This is a genomic window from Paenarthrobacter sp. RAF54_2 (genome assembly GCF_052113945.1).
Classification (GTDB): domain Bacteria; phylum Actinomycetota; class Actinomycetes; order Actinomycetales; family Micrococcaceae; genus Arthrobacter.
Genome location: NZ_JBFRDV010000004.1, coordinates 225,963 through 243,402 on the forward strand (window position 1 = coordinate 225,963; position 17,440 = coordinate 243,402).

At 62.9% G+C, this 17,440-nt stretch carries 16 protein-coding genes; 10 read left to right on the forward strand and 6 right to left on the reverse strand.

The features are described 5' to 3' along the window. The first annotated feature begins 48 nt into the window (after nt 1-48). On the forward strand, nt 49-1,461 hold the full coding sequence (locus tag AB4Y87_RS05180; protein WP_442003407.1) for an aldehyde dehydrogenase family protein: 1,413 nt from the start codon (nt 49-51) through the stop codon (nt 1,459-1,461). A gap of 112 nt (nt 1,462-1,573) precedes the next feature. After that, entirely contained in the window at nt 1,574-2,431 is an 858-nt protein-coding gene (locus AB4Y87_RS05185) for a prephenate dehydratase (RefSeq protein ID WP_442003360.1), read from the forward strand. Nucleotides 2,432-2,434: 3 nt separating this feature from the next. On the opposite strand, the gene AB4Y87_RS05190 is transcribed toward AB4Y87_RS05185, so the two are convergent. Genes AB4Y87_RS05190 through arsB form a run of 4 tightly spaced genes read right to left on the reverse strand, consistent with a single transcriptional unit; the run spans nt 2,435 to nt 6,408 of the window. Continuing rightward, nucleotides 2,435-3,808 carry an FAD-dependent oxidoreductase gene (locus AB4Y87_RS05190; protein ID WP_442003361.1) on the reverse strand — a complete coding sequence of 458 codons (1,374 nt, stop codon included), beginning with the start codon at nt 3,806-3,808 and terminating at the stop codon, nt 2,435-2,437. A gap of 45 nt (nt 3,809-3,853) precedes the next feature. After that, on the reverse strand, nt 3,854-4,831 hold the full coding sequence (trxB, locus tag AB4Y87_RS05195; RefSeq protein ID WP_442003408.1) for a thioredoxin-disulfide reductase: 978 nt from the start codon (nt 4,829-4,831) through the stop codon (nt 3,854-3,856). Nucleotides 4,832-4,871: 40 nt separating this feature from the next. Then, nucleotides 4,872-5,294, reverse strand: a complete 423-nt coding sequence (locus tag AB4Y87_RS05200; RefSeq protein ID WP_442003362.1) for an arsenate reductase ArsC — start codon at nt 5,292-5,294, stop codon at nt 4,872-4,874. Further along, nucleotides 5,284-6,408, reverse strand: coding sequence for an ACR3 family arsenite efflux transporter (gene arsB, locus AB4Y87_RS05205; RefSeq protein WP_442003363.1), 1,125 nt, complete (start codon nt 6,406-6,408; stop codon nt 5,284-5,286). The genes AB4Y87_RS05200 and arsB overlap by 11 nt, the downstream gene beginning before the upstream one ends. A gap of 110 nt (nt 6,409-6,518) precedes the next feature. On the opposite strand from arsB, the gene AB4Y87_RS05210 reads away from it, so the two are divergent. The 3 genes from AB4Y87_RS05210 (at nt 6,519) to AB4Y87_RS05220 (ending at nt 9,776) form a co-directional block, all read left to right on the forward strand. Further along, nucleotides 6,519-6,911, forward strand: a complete 393-nt coding sequence (locus tag AB4Y87_RS05210; protein WP_442003364.1) for an ArsR/SmtB family transcription factor — start codon at nt 6,519-6,521, stop codon at nt 6,909-6,911. A 77-nt stretch (nt 6,912-6,988) separates the two neighbouring features. Further along, nucleotides 6,989-7,471, forward strand: a complete 483-nt coding sequence (locus AB4Y87_RS05215) for a GNAT family N-acetyltransferase (protein ID WP_442003409.1) — start codon at nt 6,989-6,991, stop codon at nt 7,469-7,471. Nucleotides 7,472-7,523: 52 nt separating this feature from the next. Beyond that, nucleotides 7,524-9,776, forward strand: a complete 2,253-nt coding sequence (locus tag AB4Y87_RS05220) for a PEP/pyruvate-binding domain-containing protein (protein ID WP_442003365.1) — start codon at nt 7,524-7,526, stop codon at nt 9,774-9,776. Between the two features lie 4 nt (nt 9,777-9,780). On the opposite strand, the gene AB4Y87_RS05225 is transcribed toward AB4Y87_RS05220, so the two are convergent. Continuing rightward, the gene (locus AB4Y87_RS05225; RefSeq protein ID WP_442003366.1) at nt 9,781-11,952 is read right to left on the reverse strand and encodes an MMPL family transporter; all 2,172 of its coding nucleotides are present in this window, start codon (nt 11,950-11,952) and stop codon (nt 9,781-9,783) included. Nucleotides 11,953-12,113: 161 nt separating this feature from the next. On the opposite strand from AB4Y87_RS05225, the gene AB4Y87_RS05230 reads away from it, so the two are divergent. The 5 genes from AB4Y87_RS05230 (at nt 12,114) to AB4Y87_RS05250 (ending at nt 16,199) form a co-directional block, all read left to right on the forward strand. Next, nucleotides 12,114-12,623 carry a MarR family winged helix-turn-helix transcriptional regulator gene (locus tag AB4Y87_RS05230; RefSeq protein ID WP_442003367.1) on the forward strand — a complete coding sequence of 170 codons (510 nt, stop codon included), beginning with the start codon at nt 12,114-12,116 and terminating at the stop codon, nt 12,621-12,623. A gap of 44 nt (nt 12,624-12,667) precedes the next feature. Then, nucleotides 12,668-13,483 carry a methyltransferase domain-containing protein gene (locus AB4Y87_RS05235; RefSeq protein ID WP_442003368.1) on the forward strand — a complete coding sequence of 272 codons (816 nt, stop codon included), beginning with the start codon at nt 12,668-12,670 and terminating at the stop codon, nt 13,481-13,483. A 117-nt stretch (nt 13,484-13,600) separates the two neighbouring features. Then, nucleotides 13,601-13,960 (forward strand): YciI family protein, encoded by a 360-nt coding sequence (locus AB4Y87_RS05240; protein WP_442003369.1) that lies wholly within the window; start codon nt 13,601-13,603, stop codon nt 13,958-13,960. Nucleotide 13,961: 1 nt separating this feature from the next. Further along, nucleotides 13,962-15,197: an RNA polymerase sigma factor gene (locus AB4Y87_RS05245; RefSeq protein WP_442003370.1), complete on the forward strand. Its 1,236-nt coding sequence runs from the start codon at nt 13,962-13,964 to the stop codon at nt 15,195-15,197. An 18-nt stretch (nt 15,198-15,215) separates the two neighbouring features. Beyond that, nucleotides 15,216-16,199: an aldo/keto reductase gene (locus AB4Y87_RS05250; protein WP_431116853.1), complete on the forward strand. Its 984-nt coding sequence runs from the start codon at nt 15,216-15,218 to the stop codon at nt 16,197-16,199. Between the two features lie 23 nt (nt 16,200-16,222). On the opposite strand, the gene AB4Y87_RS05255 is transcribed toward AB4Y87_RS05250, so the two are convergent. Next, complete coding sequence (locus tag AB4Y87_RS05255) at nt 16,223-17,296, reverse strand: DNA polymerase IV (protein WP_442003371.1); 1,074 nt, start codon at nt 17,294-17,296, stop codon at nt 16,223-16,225. Between the last annotated feature and the right edge of the window lie 144 nt (nt 17,297-17,440).

A 17,440-nucleotide genomic window follows, 5' to 3' on the forward strand; every position in this document is an offset into this window, starting at 1 on the left:
CCGCGCGCCTCACTGGCCGCCAAGACTTACTACCCGAGCGGAGTACCAATGGAGACTTACGACGCCCTCCTGGCCTCGATCACCCCGGCCCCCGGCCAGAACAGCCGCACGATTCTTGACCCCGCAACGGGTGAGGCTGTCGGTGAAGCCCCCGTCCACACCGTTGAAGATCTTGACGCCGCTGTTGCAGCTGCCTCAGCTGCACAGCCGGCCTGGGCTGCCTTGGGCCACGACGCGCGGTCCGCTGCGCTCATGAAGGCCGCTGACGCCGTCGAACGCTCTGCTGAAGAGCTCGCCCAACTGCTCTCCCGCGAGCAAGGCAAGCCGCTGAACGGCCCGAACGCCCGCTTCGAAGTCGGCGCTTGCGCCGCCTGGCTCCGCGCAACTGCCGCCACGCCGTTGGACCCTGAAACCGTGGTGGACGACGGCGAAAACCGCGCCCAACTGCACTACCGGCCCATCGGCGTCGTGGGCGCGATCGGACCTTGGAACTGGCCGATGATGATCACCGTCTGGCAGATCGCCCCTGCCCTCCGGATGGGCAACGCGGTGGTGGTCAAGCCGTCCGAATACACTCCGCTGTCCGTGCTGGCGTTGGCCGCAATCATCAACCAGGAACTGCCCGAGGGATTGCTGTCGGTGGTGTCCGGTGGCCGCGACGTCGGCGCCCGGCTTGCTGAGCACCCGGCCATTGGCAAGGTCATGTTCACCGGCTCAACCGCCACAGGCAAGGCGATCATCCGTTCCTCGGCGGATACCGTCAAGCGCCTCACGCTGGAACTCGGCGGCAACGACGCCGGCATTGTGCTCCCCGACGCTGACCCGAAAGCCATCGCCGAGGGCCTGTTCTGGGGTGCGTTCATCAACACAGGCCAGACTTGTGCCGCGCTGAAGCGCCTCTACGTCCACGACTCGCTGTACGAGGCAGTGTGTACGGAACTGGCAGCTGTTGCGGGTGCAATGCCGATGGGCAATGGCTTGGACGAGAACAACGTCCTTGGCCCGCTGCAGAACCGCCAGCAGTACGACATCGTGGCCCGACTGGTGGAGGCTGCCCGCGCATCCGGTGCCCGCGTCCTCCTCGGTGGCAACCCGGACGCCGACCAGCCCGGCAACTTCTACCCCACGACCCTGGTGGCCGACATCGACAACGACAACCCGCTGGTGGCCGAGGAACAGTTCGGCCCTGCCCTGCCGATCATCCGGTACAGCACCGTTGACGAGGCCGTCGCCAAGGCAAACGCGCTCGACGTCGGACTGGGCGCCTCAGTCTGGTCCTCCGACGTGGCTGCCGCCCGCGAGGTTGCCTCCCGTATCCAGGCCGGAACCGTATGGATCAACAAGCACGGCGCAGTGGACCCCCGCATCCCGTTCGGTGGCGCAAAGCAGTCCGGCTATGGCTTGGAGTTCGGCGCGGAAGGCCTCAAGGCCCTGGGTGTTCCGCAGATCATCAACGGCTAGTCCCGGCCCGTGGCCCAACTGGGGGACAGATAACGTCGCTCTGAACCGTCATAGCGCCGTTATCTGTCCCCTAGTTGGGTTTGAGGGTGCTCCGCGTGAAAGCATGAGCACCATGGCCCAGAAGATTGCGTATCAAGGTGAACCGGGAGCCAACTCGGATCTCGCGTGCAAGGAAATGTTCCCCGAACTCGAAAGCGTGCCGTGCGCCAGCTTTGAGGACGCGTTTGAACTGGTTTCCACGGGCGAAGTCGAGCTGGCAATGATCCCGATTGAGAATTCCATCGCCGGACGTGTGGCTGACATCCACGTGCTGCTCCCGCAGTCCAAGCTGCAAATCGTGGGCGAGTACTTCCTGCCGATCCGATTCGACCTCTTGGGCATTCCAGGCAGCACGATTGAAGGCGCAACAGAGGTTCACAGCCATATCCATGCTTTGGGTCAGTGCCGCAAGATCATCCGTGAAGCCGGCCTCAAGCCAGTCATCGCCGGAGACACTGCCGGATCAGCCAGGGAAGTGCGCGACTGGAACGATCCCCGCAAGCTTTCGCTCGCTCCTCCATTGGCCGCAGGCTTGTACGGTCTGGACGTCCTGGCCTCCGGTGTCGAGGATGACCCCACCAACACCACCCGCTTTGTGGTTCTGGCGCGGGAACGCGAAATTCCCACCAAGGACGAGCTCCCCGGTCCCGCGATCACGAGCTTCGTGTTCCGTGTTCGCAACGTCCCCTCAGCGCTCTACAAAGCGTTGGGCGGTTTTGCGACCAACGGCCTGAACATGACCAGGCTTGAGAGCTACATGGTGGGCAACGAGTTCGCGGCCACCATGTTCATCTCCGACGTCGAAGGGCACCCTGGGGACGCACGTCTCCGCCGGGCGCTGGAGGAGCTGGAATTCTTCACCACGGAGGTGCGGATTCTGGGCGTCTACGCCGCCGATGGCTATCGCGAACGGAACACCGTCAACGCTTAGCGACTAATTGCCGGAACGGCCGTGCGCGAGTCCGGTCGGGAAGCCGAGGAAAGCTGGTTCGGGTGAAGCACAGCAGCCCGAATCCGCTTCTTCGTTGATGACCGTGGCGGGGACATCGCAGCTGGTCGCGGCGTCCGTAGAGCAGACTCCGGTTTCCGGCAATTCCAGATGCACCGTATCCGCTGCCTGGCGGTCACCGGCCAGTGCAGCGGCGACTGAACGGACCTGCTCATAGCCCGTGGCCAGCAGGAAGGTCGGGGCACGGCCATAAGACTTCATGCCCACGATGTAGAAGTCTTTCTCTGGATGTGCCAGCACCTTGGCACCGTGTGGAGGGACAGTGCCGCAGGAGTGGAATTCGGGGTCAATCAGTGGGCCGAGCTCGGTGGGTGCCTCAACGGCAGGATCGAGGTTGAGACGGAGTTCGCGCAGGATCTCCAGGTCCGGGCGGAAGCCGGTGCACGGAACGATGACATCGACATCCAGCGTGCGTCCGTCAACAGATTCAACGCTCACTCCGGAATCGAGCGTTTTCAGGCCAACTATGCCGAAACGTGTGTGCAGTTCGATGCTTCCGGCCTCGACGAGCCGACGAAGCCTGGCGCCGAGCTGACCCCGGGCGGGCAGTCCATCGGCGTCTCCGCCACCGTAGACCTTCTCTGCGGAGCCGCTTCGCACGGCCCAAAGGATCCGGGTATTGGGTTTGTCCTTGGAGAGGTCGGCTAAATTGATCAGGGTGTTCGCAGCCGAGTGTCCAGCGCCCACCACGAGGATACGACGGCCGGCAAAACTGGTTCGGTCCCGGCCTTTGACGTCTGGGAGCGGCGAAGATATGCGGTTCGCTGCCGTGTCTTCGCCAATGGCGGGCAACCCTGCGGTGCCCAATGGATTCCGCGTTGACCACGTGCCGGACGCGTCGATGACTGCAGCCACTACGTGATCACGCGTTTCGCCGTCTGCGTGCTCCACCCTGACCAGGAAAGGAGTGGTGTCCCGGTCACGGACGTGGGTCTTATCCAGTCCTACGCGGGTAACAGCGCTAACGCGGGCGCCCGTCCGCAACCGGGTCGCCATGACGGGCATAGCTGCCAGCGGGGTGAGGTAGTTGTCGATGAGTTCCCGGCCATAAGGCAGTGCCGTGGGGCGCGGAGATTCCCAGCCTGATTGTTCCAGGAGGCGAACGCTGGCGGCATCGATGTTGAACCGCCAAGGCGAGAAGAGCCGGATGTGGCGCCATTGTTCGATGGCAGCACCTGCAGCGGGCCCAGCTTCAAAGATGACTGGCTCGAGGCCACGTTCGAGCAAGTGCGCTGCTGCGGCCAAACCGACCGGGCCGGCACCAATCACCGCGACGGGAAGGCCGTTCGCTGACTCCATGGTGTCCTCTTTCGTCGTTGAAGATCCTCGGGCGCTTAAAGATCCTCAGGCGTGGGTGGGTTCTTCCACCAGTGCCGTAGCTATGCTGTCTGCCTCCTCAAGTGCCGCCAGAAATCGTTCAGCATCCAGCGCTGCAGCACACCCCGTTCCGGCGGCGGTGATCGCCTGGCGGTACCGGTGATCCACTGCATCCCCGCATGCGAAGACCCCGGAGAGATTGGTGCAGGTGGTGGGCGAATCGACCTTGATGTAGCCCTCAGCGTCGAGGTCTACCTGCCCGGCGACCAGCTCGGTGCGGGGCAAATGACCGATGGCAACGAAGATCCCTGTGGCGGCCTGTTCGCGGGTTTCACCAGTGCGGGTATCTGTGAGCGTCACTCCGGTAACTTTGGTGTCGCCGTGGATCTTGGTGACGGCGGAGTTCCAGGCGAAGCTGATCTTGGGATTGTCCTTGGCGCGCTGGGCCATGATGCGCGAGGCACGAAGTTCATCCTTCCGGACCACGACAGTGACGGACTTGCCGAAACGTGTCAGGAAGGTGGCTTCTTCCATGGCAGAGTCTCCACCGCCGACCACGATGATGTCCTGCTCCCGGAAGAAGAAGCCGTCACAGGTGGCGCACCATGAGACGCCGTGTCCGCTGAGCTTTTTCTCTTCCGGCAGTCCAAGTTCCTTATAGGCCGAGCCAGTAGCAAGAATGACGGCGGGCGCTTCATGCGTCTCCCCCGCGCCGGTGACCACCCGCTTGAGGTGAGCTTTCAGATCAACTTCCGTGACGTCGTCGAACACGATGCGGGCGCCGAACTTCTCGGCCTGCTCCTGGAGTCCGTCCATCAACTCGGGACCCTGGATACCGCCCGGGAATCCTGGGAAGTTTTCCACCTCGGTGGTATTCATCAAAGCGCCACCCGCAGTGACCGAGCCCGCCAGGACGAGCGGTTTGAGCCCTGCCCGGGCGGCATAGATGGCCGCGGTGTAGCCGGCCGGGCCCGAGCCGATGATGATCAGTTGTTCTGCGCTGATGTCATTACTCACGAGAATCTCTCCTATGCGGGAAGCCGGATTACTTGGAGGCAGGGATGAGGGAATCGATCAGGCCCTCGATGCGTGTCTTAATTTCATCCCGAATAGGCCGGACCGCGTCAACACCCTGGCCAGCTGGGTCTTCCAGGACCCAGTCTTCATACCGCTTGCCAGGGAAGTACGGGCATTCGTCGCCGCAGCCCATGGTGATGACGACGTCGGATTCCTTGACGGCTTCTGTGGTGAGTACCTTGGGGATTTCGGCGGACATGTCTATACCCAGTTCGGCCATGGCCTCGACAGCGGCCGGGTTGACCTTGTCGGCGGGCTGGGAACCGGCGGAGCGGACCTCGATCTCGCCCTTGGCAAGAGTGGTCAGGAACGCGGCAGCCATCTGGGACCGGCCGGCGTTGTGTACGCAGACGAACAGGACGGACGGCTTCTTGCTGGCTTCAGTGGTCATGCTTCTCCTCCATGGGTGGGGCAGCGATCATCGCCGGGGTGAAATAGCGCTTGCGCGCCCAGAGGGCTACATACACAAGTGCAACAAGGACGGGCACTTCAATCAAGGGCCCAACGACGCCGGCAAGTGCCTGACCCGACGTGACGCCGAAAGTGCCAATGGCCACTGCGATGGCCAATTCAAAGTTATTGCCGGCGGCAGTGAAGGCGAGTGTGACGGTTTTGGCGTAACCGAGGTTCAGCCATTTGCCCATCGCGATCCCCGCCCCGAATACCACGAGGAAGTAGACCAGCAGTGGCAGCGCGATCCGGAGAACATCCAACGGTCGGGCCATGATAGTTCCACCCTGCAGGGCGAAAAGCAGCGTGATGGTGAACAACAACCCGTACAGCGCCCAGGGCCCGATCCTTGGAAGCATGTAGGCCTCGTACCAGTCACGGCCCTTCGCCCGTTCACCCAGCCACCGGGTGAGGAAGCCAGCTAGCAGTGGAATGCCCAGGAAGACCACTACCGATGCCGTGATCGCCAAGAAAGAGAAGTTCGCGCTGGTGGTGGGCAGGCCCAGGAGCGCCGGAAGCCACTGGAGGTAGAACCAGCCAAGGCCTCCGAATGCGATCACTTGGAACACCGAGTTAACGAATACCAGCACGGCGGCCGATTCGCGATCACCGCAAGCGAGGTCGTTCCAGATCATCACCATGGCGATACAGCGGGCCAAGCCGACGATGATGAGTCCCGTGCGGTATTCGGGCAGGTCAGGAAGGAAAATCCATGCCAACCCGAACATGAACGCTGGGGCCAAAAACCAGTTGATAACCAAGGAGGTAACCATCAGCCGACGATCCGTCAGCACGCTGCCTGCTTGGTCGTACCGCACCTTCGCGAGAACCGGATACATCATGACCAATAGCCCAACGGCAATTGGCAAGGACACGTCGCCAACTTTCACCGCTTCCAACCACGAATTGAGGCCCGGGACGAGACCTCCCAAGAGCAGGCCGAGCGCCATGGCGGCGATGATCCACACCGGCAGCAAACGGTCCACTGCCGAAAGCCGTCCTACGACGGCGGCGCCGCCCTCAGGCTTACGGGCTGCGGTCTGCGTCGTGCTCACTAGGCTCCTGGAATTCTGCCCGGCAACAGCCAAGGCATTAGATTGATGAAGTTCGATATAAGTATCAGCATCTATATCGATGATTGTCAATCTATGTGCATAATTGATGTATGGACTCACCGCAAACCCTTCAGCTGCTACACGCGGAAGAACTCCCAGCTGTGGATAGGCCGGCAAGTGCTCGCGATGAAGCTTGCTGCGAGCCTTCAGCCCAGCCCTCCCTCGATGCCTATGAAGCCCAGGTCCGCGCCTCTGTGTTTAAGGCACTCGCTGATCCCAACCGGCTCCGCCTTTTGTCCATCGTCAAAAGCGCGGACGGCGGCGAAGCGTGCGTCTGCGATCTCACCGAGCCCCTGGACCTCGGCCAGCCGACGGTCTCACACCACTTGAAGATCCTGGTGGATGCCGGCCTTCTGCACCGCGAAAAGCGGGGCACATGGGCGTACTACTCCTTGGTCCCGGGTGCCATTGAGCGGACTTCCGGCCTGCTGGAGACCCTGTGAGAAGCGAGACAACAGGGACAAGGGAGACCACACCCAACATCCCGTCAATGCGCAACAGCGAGGTCCAGATCCGCAAAATGACCCCGCCCGATTGGCCGGTTGTCAGGGAAATCTTCACTGAAGGCATCGAGTCCGGGAATGCCACGTTCGAGCCCGCTGCTCCTGAGTGGGAGCAATTCGACGCTACAAGACTCAAGGATCACCGGTTGGTCGCGGAAGCAGAAGGCCGGATCCTCGGTTGGGCAGCCGTATCCGCGATCTCCTCGCGTGCAGCGTACGCGGGCGTCGTGGAGCATTCCATTTACGTGGCCGGGGAAGCCCGTGGTTTGGGTGTAGGCAAGGCCCTTCTCCGCGCGCTGATCACCTCCACTGAAGAAGCAGGAATCTGGACGATCCAGGCCAGCGTATTTCCCGAGAATGAAGCGAGCATCCGGCTGCATGTCGCGGAGGGCTTTACAGTTGTCGGCCGACGGAATCGGATCGCCCGGATGCCTCTTGGCCCACTCGCGGGGCAATGGCGCGACACCATAATGATCGAAAGACGCTCCGCGACTATCTAAAACCGCCACTGTCTGAAACCGGAAGTGTCTGCGAAGAGGGAGAGCCGTGGCTATGAGCGAGTTTCCGCAGCTTGGCTCTGCGAGCGCAGACCGGGCGGTGTTGGGCAGCAAAGCAGCCACTCTTTCCGAGCTCACGGCAGAGGGTTTCAAGGTGCCAGCGGGGTTCGTCGTCACGTCGGAGGTGGTGGGGCAACTCGGCAATAACCTCGCGGGCGCTCTGAAAGTTGCTGCCGGCAGGATAGGCCCGGGGCCGTACGCTGTCAGGTCCTCTTCCGCCGCCGAGGACCTCGACGGCGCTTCTTATGCAGGTCTCTACGAAACCTTTCTGAACGTTGAGCAGGATGACCTCGAGCATGCTGTGCGGCAATGCTTTGCCTCCGCTGCGGAGCAACGAGTTGCAGCGTATGAGACTGCTCTCGGAGCAGCGGCCCGCGGCGATGCGGCAAGCCCTTCCATGGCGGTACTCGTTCAACAGATGGTCCAGCCCCATGCCGCCGGCGTTGCCTTTACTGCCAACCCACTGACCGGCGACCTCGACGAAACCATTGTCACTGCCGTCGCGGGTCTTGGGGAGTCGCTGGTGTCCGGTGAAGCAGTCGGAGAGCAATGGACAGTCCGCGCCAGCGACGCCACGTGCAACAGGGACGGCAACATCCTCACCTCGGACCAAGCACGGCAAGTGGCGGCGCTGGCCCGTCGGATCCACGAACGAGCGGGAGTGCCGCAAGACATCGAGTGGGCGCTGGACCACGACGGTGCCCTATTCCTTCTTCAGGCCCGCCCGATGACGGCGCTTCCCACCCCAGCAGCTTGGACGGCTCCGGGCGAAGGCCTATGGGCACGGAACTTCAGGCTCGGTGAATGGCTTCCAGATCCCATGACGCCGCTGTTCGAGGACTGGCTTCTGCCCCGGATCGAGGCCGGGTATCTCGACGGCATGGAGGACGATATTCAGGTGCGGGTGCCGTTTCGTTACGGCTCCGTCAACGGCTGGTACTACAACGCCCCGCCGATTCCGTCCCCAAGGATTGTGGCGCCTTTGATAGTTCGAAGCCGTGGTCGCCTGCCATGGTTCCTTTTCAACGTCCTTCTCCGGGTCTCCCGCAATCCGGCTGCGGCGCACCGCGCTGTTCTCCATGGGCTGGAACTGAAATGGCGACACCAGCTGCTGCCCGACTATCGGGAACTCGTGCGCAGTGCCGAGCAGGAAGTGGACACCGCATCCCCGGCAAGGCTCATCGAGCTTGTGAATGCCATCGCCCAGCAGGCGGGAATCCACCTCTGGTCACTGGCCGTGGTCGGCGGATCTGCTTGGAAAATCGAAGCGGCCCTGGCCAGGTTCTGGCAAAAGCACCTGGCCGCTCCCCTGAGCGACAAACCCGCCGGGCTGCTCGGCCATCAGGCGCTCCTCCGCGGCCTCAGCGGCACGACCGGCCTCAGCGGCAGCACTGCGACACCATCGGAATCGGCCGTCTACTCCCTCGACTGGTACCACCCGACCTACGGCGAGGCCGGCATCCGTAGCCAAGAAGCGGATTCAACCAGCGCAGGCAAGGATGCGGTTGACGCACAACGAAAGGCAGCAGAAGCCGCGGCGAGGGAAGTGCTGCTTGATAGTCCCAGGGCCCTCACCCGCTTTGATTCCCTCCTAACGATGGCCCAGTACTACGCCGCCCTACGGGAAGAACAGTGCCTTTACCTCACCCTGGGATGGCCGGTCCTGCGCCGTTGCGCCAAACGGCTGGGAGAAAACCTCGCTGCCGCAGGAGCCATCGAGGACCCGCAGGACATCCATTTCCTCCACCTGAGTGAGGTGATGAACGCGTCGGCGGACCTAAGGGAGCTGGTAGGAAACCGCCGTGCAACGTGGCAGATACAACGGCGTCTGGACGCACCACTCATCATTGGCGAACCCGGCAGGTTTGGAGCTGATCCCGTGGCGAGCGCAGTTGAGGCTGCCAGGACAACCCACGAGGTTCCCGCGGGTGCAATTGTCGGCCACCCGGCCAGTACTGGACGCGCCACGGGCAGGGTGCGGGTTATGTCAGGCCTGGATGAATTCGACAGCTTCCTCGACGGCGAGATACTCGTAGCGCGAACCACCGCACCAGCCTGGACGCCCCTTTTCGCTCGGGCCGCCGCGGTGGTCACCGATGGCGGAACCCTCGCCGCCCATGCGTCGCTGGTTGCCCGGGAATACGGGATACCCGCCGTCGTCGGAACCGGCAACGCTACGCGGCTGCTCAAGACGGGCCAACGAGTCACCGTGGACGGAGGCGCGGGCTACGTCGTCGCGGCCGAATGACGAACTACCGCCCCACCGCCGTTCGCTCCTCCTCACGAGGACGCTCCACTGCATCAGCCCGGCGGCCTGGCTTCCCTGGCCACCAAATCCGGTGTCCGATGTCGTACGCGAGTGCGGGCACCAAAAGAGAGCGGACCAGAATGGTATCCAGCAGCACCCCGAAGGCAACGATGAAGGCCAGCTGCACGAGGAACATGATGGGAATGACTCCGAGCGCGGCAAAGGTAGCAGCCAACACAACACCCGCGGACGTAATTACTCCACCCGTTACGCCCAAGCCCCGCAGGATTCCGGGTCGCGTCCCATGCTTCAACGATTCCTCGCGCACCCTGCTCATCAGGAAGATGTTGTAGTCCACACCCAATGCCACCAGGAACACGAATCCGAAGAGGGGAACTGTGGCATCGGCGCCCGAGAAACCGAAGACCCCGTTAAAGACCCACGCTGAAACACCCATGGCCGCCGCATAGGACAGGACCACGGACAACACCAGCAGTACAGGCGCCACAACGGAGCGCAGCAGGAGCATCAGGATGAAAAGGATGACCACCAGGACGATGGGGATGATGACCACCAAGTCCCGCTGCGCGGTGGTGTTGGTATCCAGCGCAGTGGCGGTGACCCCGCCGACCAAGGCATCGGCGTCGACCTCTTTGACCGCCACCCGCAATGACTTCACTGTTTCTTCTGCTTGAATCGAGTCGGCGGCAGAGTCGGGCRTCGCATTGATCAGCACCTTGCCCTCACGAACGGCAGGATCGGCCGGAGTCCCCGGAGCGCCGGTGATGGGCACATTTCCGTCGGCCAGGAGATAGGCGTCCCCCACACCGTCGGCAGCTTTGACCTTGTCCAGCACTTCCTGCGCGGCATCTTCGGAAGCGACCACGACGGCGGGGCTGCCGCTGCCGGCGTCGAAATGCCGCGCCAGCGCGTCCTGGCCGTCCGCGGCGTCGGAGGCCGAAAGGATGACCTCCGTTTGGGGGACACCGTTGGCCTTCAATTGCAGGACGCCTGCCGAGGCCACCAGGAGCAGCAGGACCGAAGCCACCCATACGGCGCGCGGCCGGCGGGAAACCAGGGACGCAGTTGCGCGCCACAGACCCTTTTGTCCTTCAAGTCCAGTAACCAGCTCAGGTTCGCGTTCGTCGTCGGGCAGGAGCTTGGGACGGAAGGGCCAGAAGGCTGCGCGGCCCAGCAGTGCCATGAGCGCCGGCAGGAGGGTGAGCGCGGCGAAGAGCGAGCAAAGGATTCCGGCAGCTGCCACTGGGCCCAGCGCCTTGTTGGAGTTCAGGTCGGAGAAGAGCAGGCAAAGCAGGGCGATGATGACGGTCGCGCCGGACGCCAGGATCGGTTCGAAGGAGGCCTTCCATGCCGTGAGTACTGCCCTCGTATGGTTAGTGGTGTGGGTCAGGGCCTCGCGGAATCGGGCCACATACAGCAGCGCATAGTCGGTGGCCGCGCCAATCACCAGGATGGACAGGATGCCTTGGCTCTGGCCGTTCAGCTGGATCCAGCCCAGTTTGGCCATCGCGAACACCAGGAGAATGGCCGCGCAAAGCGCAAAAACCGATGTCAGGAGGACCGCCAGAGGCAGCACGAACGAGCGGTACACGAGCAGCAAAATGACAAACACAGCGCCAAGCGCCACGAGGAGGAGGACGCCGTCGATGCCGCCGAACGCGTTCACGAGATCAGCGGTCAGGCCCGCGGGACCCGTGACAAACGCTCGCATTCCCTCCGGGGCACCTGGCTGAACGACGTCTCGGAGCTCCTGGATCTTGTCGCGCAGTTCATCCGAAGACGCTATTGGCACAATGAATTGGACCGCTTTGCCGTCCTCCGAGGGAAGAGGCCCGACGACGGCGTCCCCCAGTTTGAGTGCCTCAATGTCGGCTTTCAGCTGGGCTGCTTCACTGAGCTGGGCCGGGGTGAAGGCAGTCCCGTTCTCGACAATGACCACTGCAGGGATCTCCTTGGACTCCCGGAACTTCGCCTGCCAGTTGCCTGCTTCCGTCGCTTCGGCACCTGCCGGGAGGAACGAAGCCTGGTCATTGGAGGAGACCTCGTCCAACCGCCCGAACGTTGGGCCGCCAACGCCGGCAATGCCAAGCCAGATGATGACGAGCACTACGGGCACCAGCCATCGAAGCCAGAACGGTACCTTCTGCGGGTTCATGAGTCCTTCTTCCGAGACGTGGGGAAGTCTTTATTCCACCACAGAATATCTCTACGATGGAACTATTCCAAGAGTGAACCATTTTACTGATGCCGGGTTCCTGCTGGGCTGGGAGTAATATCCGACAGGGCAGTAATTACCAACGCAATTGGGAGGGCAGAATGGCTGCAGTTTCAGGCCCGCACCCTGGTGGCGAACGCCCGGAAACAGCGGCACCCCAGGACTTGGTACGGCTCCTTCAGGACTTCACTCTGGAAGCCAACCACTATGTCGACGCAGCCGGCGGCCGGAACGACATGCACCGGACGGATCTCAACGCCCTGGCAGTGATCATGCGACATTCTGYCGCCGGTCGAGTTGTCACCCCTGGCATCCTGCGCAATGAACTACGCCTGAGTTCCCCCGCCACCACCGCACTGGTGGATCGCCTCCACGCATCGGGACACGTAGTGCGCGAACGCGTCGGCACGGACCGGCGCCAGGTCCAGCTGGTCATGACCCCGAAGGCCTACCGGGATGGAAGTGCCATGTTCATGCCGCTGGCCATCCGCATGGGCCAGGCCATGGGCGCGTACAGCGCTGACGAACTGGACGTTGTCCGACGCTTCATGACGGACATGATCGAGGCCACCGTGGCAGCACGCACCGAAACCGCGGATAACGGCAACTAACCGCATTCCGCCGAAATCCACCGGCGAAGTTGTAGCGTTTCCCTATGAACGCGCAGCAGCCTGAAGATGTTTACACCCACGGGCACCACGAGTCGGTTGTCCGGGCCCATGCCTCACGGACGGCCGAGAATTCGGCCGCGTTTGTCATTCCGCATCTCACCCCGGGGACGTCGGTCCTCGACGTCGGGTGCGGACCAGGCAGCATCACGTGCGATTTCGCGGGGCTGGTCGCGCCAGCTCAGGTCATCGGCCTGGACCGCTCGGCGGACATCGTCGCCCAGGCAACGGAACTGGCGAAGGACCGTGGCGTGAACAACGTAGAGTTCCGCACCGGCAACATCTACGATCTCGAGTTTGAGGACGAGACCTTCGATCTCGTCCATGCCCATCAAGTCCTCCAGCACCTCACCGATCCCGTCGCCGCCCTCCGGGAGATGCGCCGCGTGGCCAAACCGGGTGCGATCGTGGCGGTCCGCGACGCCGATTTCCACGGCATGAGCTGGTACCCGGAAGTCCCCGAGCTCGATGACTGGATGGAGCTCTACCAGAAGATCGCACGGCGCAACGGTGCCGAACCGGATGCCGGCCGTCGATTGGTCTCGTGGGCACAGCAGGCAGGCTTCGCCCAGGTGGCGCCCAGCAGCAGCAACTGGCTCTATGCCACAGCCCAACAGCGGGCATGGCAGTCCCGCGTGTGGAGCGAACGTGTCCTCCACTCCGCCTTTGCCGAGCAAGCCCTCGAGTACGGGTTCGCCAATGAGGCCGATCTCGCCCGGATCGCTGCGGGCTGGCACCGCTGGGGAGCCACGGACGATGGCTACTTCCTGATTCCCAACGGCGAGGTAATCGCCCGGGCCTAGTTTTCGCGTAAAGGAACTTTCCAAAAAAATTTTCCGAACCATGTAGAAAAGCGCCCCGCAGTTCCGACCCATGAGTGAAAGCACCCAAACAGGGCGCCCCTTGATAAGGAGTTTGAGATGAAATACATGATCATGATGTTCGGGTCCGCCGAGGGCATGATGGAAACCGCCGATCCGGAGTGGATCAAGGAAATGATCGGGTTCATGATCCAGATCGACAAGGACCTCCGCGATTCCGGTGAACTGGTCTTCAATGCAGGCTTGGCCGATCCCGGCACAGCAAAGCTCGTCAAGCAAACCCCGGACGGCGTCATCACCACGGACGGTCCTTACGCCGAGTCGAAGGAATCGCTGATCGGGTACTGGGTGGTGGACGTGGCCAGCGAGGAACGCGCCGTGGAAATCTGCTCGAGCATCGTCAAGTACTCGCAAGTGGTTGAGCTGCGCGCTATCCCGGACGGTCCCCCGGAGGTCTAGTTTGGCCGTTCTCCCATGCGAGGTTCCTCCACGCGACATTGAGGACCTGCTGCGCACCTTGGCGCCGCAGGTCCTCGGCGTGCTGGCCCGCAACCACGGACAGTTCGACGCCTGCGAGGATGCCGTGCAGGAAGCACTCATTGAGGCCGCACTCCAATGGCCATCCGGGCTGCCTGCAAATCCCAAAGGATGGCTGCTGGCTGTCGCATCGCGCCGGCTGGTTGATGTGTGGCGCAGTGAAAGCGCACGGCGTGCCCGGGAGGAACGCGTCGCCGCAATGGAGGTCCACTTCCAGGACAGCACCGTGTCCGAAGCCGACGACACCCTGACCCTGATGTTCCTGTGTTGCCACCCCTCGATCAGCGCACCGTCGCAACTCGCCTTGACGCTCCGAGCCGTAGGAGGGCTCACGACGGCGGAAATCGCCTCTGCTTTCCTCGTCCCCGAGGCGACCATGGGCCAGCGCATCAGCCGTGCGAAACAAGGGATCCAGAAGGCAGGCGCCCGGTTCGACATGCCGCCGGAGTCCGAGCGGAAGGCGAGGCTCGGCGTCGTACTTCACGTCCTGTACCTGATCTTCAACGAAGGCTACGCGGCAAGCTCGGGCGACTCGCTGCAACGCGAAGACCTCACCACCGAAGCGATCCGGTTGGCACGCCTGCTGGTGAGCGCGGCGCCGGCCGAGTTCGAGGCCACCGGTTTGCTCGCTCTGATGCTGCTGACGGACTCCCGTCGTGCCGCGCGCACCCTGGCTGACGGAATGCCCGTGCCCCTGTCCGAACAGGACCGGACTCTATGGAACCGCGGGCAGATAGAGGAAGGCATCGCACTCCTGTCTTCCGTGCTTGGACGTGGCGCGGCTGGGCCGTACCAACTCCAAGCCGCCATCGCCGCCGTTCATGCGGAAGCGCCGTCTGACGCCGAAACCGACTGGCCGCAGATCCTCGCCTTGTACACGGTCCTGGAAGCCGTAGCGCCCAGTCCCGTGGTGACGCTGAATCGTGCTGTGGCTGTGGCTATGGTCAATGGGCCAGCCGCTGGGCTTGAGCTTCTGGCAGGGCTGGATTCGGCGATCGGTCGGTCGCACCGCCTGGATGCGGTGCGGGGCCACCTGTATGAAATGGCGGGCTCTTATGTAGAGGCGCGCGCCACCTACCTTGCCGCCGCCAAAAAGACGGGCAGCCTGCAGGAGCGGCGGTACCTGATGGGGAAAGTGGCGCGAATGGATGAACGTTGACCCCATATAGTCGAATCCATGGAACAGCGCATACTTGGTAAGACCGGCCGGTCGGTGTCCACAGTTGGACTGGGCACGTGGCAGCTCGGAGCGGACTGGGGCGACGTAACCGAGGAAGATGCACTTGCCGTCCTGGAGGCCTCGGTTGACGGCGGCGTCACTTTCTTCGACACAGCCGACGTCTACGGCGATGGCCGAAGCGAGCAGCTGATCGGACGCTTCCTCCGCGCCAATCCCGGGCTGGACCTGATGGTTGCCACCAAGATGGGCCGGCGCGTGGACCAAGTGCCCGAAAACTACACCCTCGCCAACTTCCGTGAGTGGACGGACCGTTCGCGCCGGAACTTGCAGCAGGACACCCTGGACCTCGTCCAATTGCATTGCCCGCCCACCGCCGTCTACACACGGGATGAGGTGTACGACGCATTGGATACTCTCGTCAGCGAAGGCGTTATCCGTAACTACGGGGTCAGTGTGGAGCGGACTGATGAAGCCCTTGAAGCCATCAACCGCGGGAATACGGCGTCCGTTCAGATCATCCTGAACGCCTTCCGGCTGAAGCCGCTCGATGAAGTTCTCCCGGCAGCCAAGCAGGCCGGAGTCGGCATCATCGCCAGAGTGCCGCTGGCCTCCGGACTATTGTCCGGAAAGTACACGCCGGAAACCGAGTTCGCGGAGAACGACCACCGCAACTACAACCGCGACGGCTCCTCATTCGACGTCGGCGAAACCTTCTCGGGCGTCAATTTCACCACCGGTGTAAAAGCCGCACAGGAGTTCAGCGCGTTAGTGCCCGACGGCGTCAGCACCGCCCAGGCGGCCCTCGCCTGGGTGATCGCCCGGGACGGTGTCAGCACGGTCATTCCCGGTGCTCGTTCGTCAGTCCAAGCACATGCGAACGCTGAGGCGGGAGCCATGCAGGACGTCGGGGCAGGTCTCACCGCCGGGGTCCGGGACATCTATGATCGGTATTTCCGCGAAGCGATCCACCCGCGCTGGTAGCCGGTCCACCGCCGTCGCGCATGTCACCACCCGCTGCGGGTGGGCGTGTGTCCCTTTCGGGCGTCATCGGGCATCGACATTTCGGCGCGTAGTCCCAGAAGCCGGATGGGACGGTCGGGCTCGATCCGCGCTGTGACGTCCAAAGCTTGCGCGAGGACTTCGTCCCTGTCGAAGGTCTCTGGAATCTTCCTTGCGTAGGTCTTGGTGAAGAACGGGGCGTACCGGACTTTGAGGGTCAACCCCACCACCGGCCGCCCCTCGGCTGCCACATCGTCGAGGACGCGCGCTGTCAGCTCCTTGATGGCGTCGCTGATCTGGGTGGGTTCCGTGAGGTCCTGCTGGAACGTGGTCTCGCGGCCGTGTGCCCGGGCAACCCACGGGGTGTCGTCCACTTCGTTGGCGCCCTCGCCTCGTCCGAGCTGCGCATACCAAGGGCCCATCTTGGGGCCGAACTCCGGGACCAAGCCCTGGGGATCGGTCCCGGCAAGTTCTGCCACCGTGGTGATCTGGTGTTTCGCCAGGCGCTGCGACACTTTGGGCCCGACGCCCCACAGCTCCTTAGTGGGCTTGCTGCCCATGACGTCGAGCCAGTTCTCTTTGGTCAACCGAAAGATGCCCGCTGGTTTGCCAAAATCTGTCGCATTCTTTGCGCGGACCAACGTGTCGCCGATGCCCACGCTGCAGTGCAACCGGGTTTGCTCCAGGACGGCAGCTTGGATCTGCCGGGCATATGCTTCCGGGTCCTCAGCCTCGATGCCAACAAAGGCCTCATCCCAACCGAGCACCTGAACCTTGGCGCCCGGCTGTGCGCGCAGGGTGGCCATCACTACGTGCGATGCCGCCAGGTACGCCTCCTGGTCGACGGGAAGGATCACGGCATCGGGCACTTTCCGGGCCGCTATGCGCAGTGGCATTCCAGAGCCCACGCCGAACGCCCTGGCTTCATATGATGCCGTGGATACCACAGCACGTTCCGTCGGATCCCCGCGGCCACCCACAATGATCGGTTTTCCCGCAAGCTCGGGGCGTCGGAGGACCTCGACAGCCGCAATGAACTGGTCGAGGTCAACGTGCAGTACCCATGGGATTCCGCTCACGGCACCAGTTTGCCCTAAGCCGTGGCCTCCTGACCCTGTTTGGGCTCACGGCGCCCGCAAATCAACCCATTTGGGCTTCAATCCGCAGTTTGGGCGGCCAACAAGGTAAGGACCTAACGCCTGGATTGTCCACATACGCCAAGA

Coding starts and splice junctions, on each gene's coding strand:
- AB4Y87_RS05180 (WP_442003407.1), top strand. CDS start 49: ATGGAGACTTACGACGCCCTCCTGGCCTCGATCACCCCGGCCCCCGGC.
- AB4Y87_RS05185 (WP_442003360.1), top strand. CDS start 1,574: ATGGCCCAGAAGATTGCGTATCAAGGTGAACCGGGAGCCAACTCGGAT.
- AB4Y87_RS05190 (WP_442003361.1), bottom strand. CDS start 3,808: ATGGAGTCAGCGAACGGCCTTCCCGTCGCGGTGATTGGTGCCGGCCCG.
- AB4Y87_RS05200 (WP_442003362.1), bottom strand. CDS start 5,294: ATGACCACTGAAGCCAGCAAGAAGCCGTCCGTCCTGTTCGTCTGCGTA.
- AB4Y87_RS05210 (WP_442003364.1), top strand. CDS start 6,519: ATGGACTCACCGCAAACCCTTCAGCTGCTACACGCGGAAGAACTCCCA.
- AB4Y87_RS05215 (WP_442003409.1), top strand. CDS start 6,989: ATGACCCCGCCCGATTGGCCGGTTGTCAGGGAAATCTTCACTGAAGGC.
- AB4Y87_RS05220 (WP_442003365.1), top strand. CDS start 7,524: ATGAGCGAGTTTCCGCAGCTTGGCTCTGCGAGCGCAGACCGGGCGGTG.
- AB4Y87_RS05235 (WP_442003368.1), top strand. CDS start 12,668: ATGAACGCGCAGCAGCCTGAAGATGTTTACACCCACGGGCACCACGAG.
- AB4Y87_RS05240 (WP_442003369.1), top strand. CDS start 13,601: ATGAAATACATGATCATGATGTTCGGGTCCGCCGAGGGCATGATGGAA.
- AB4Y87_RS05250 (WP_431116853.1), top strand. CDS start 15,216: ATGGAACAGCGCATACTTGGTAAGACCGGCCGGTCGGTGTCCACAGTT.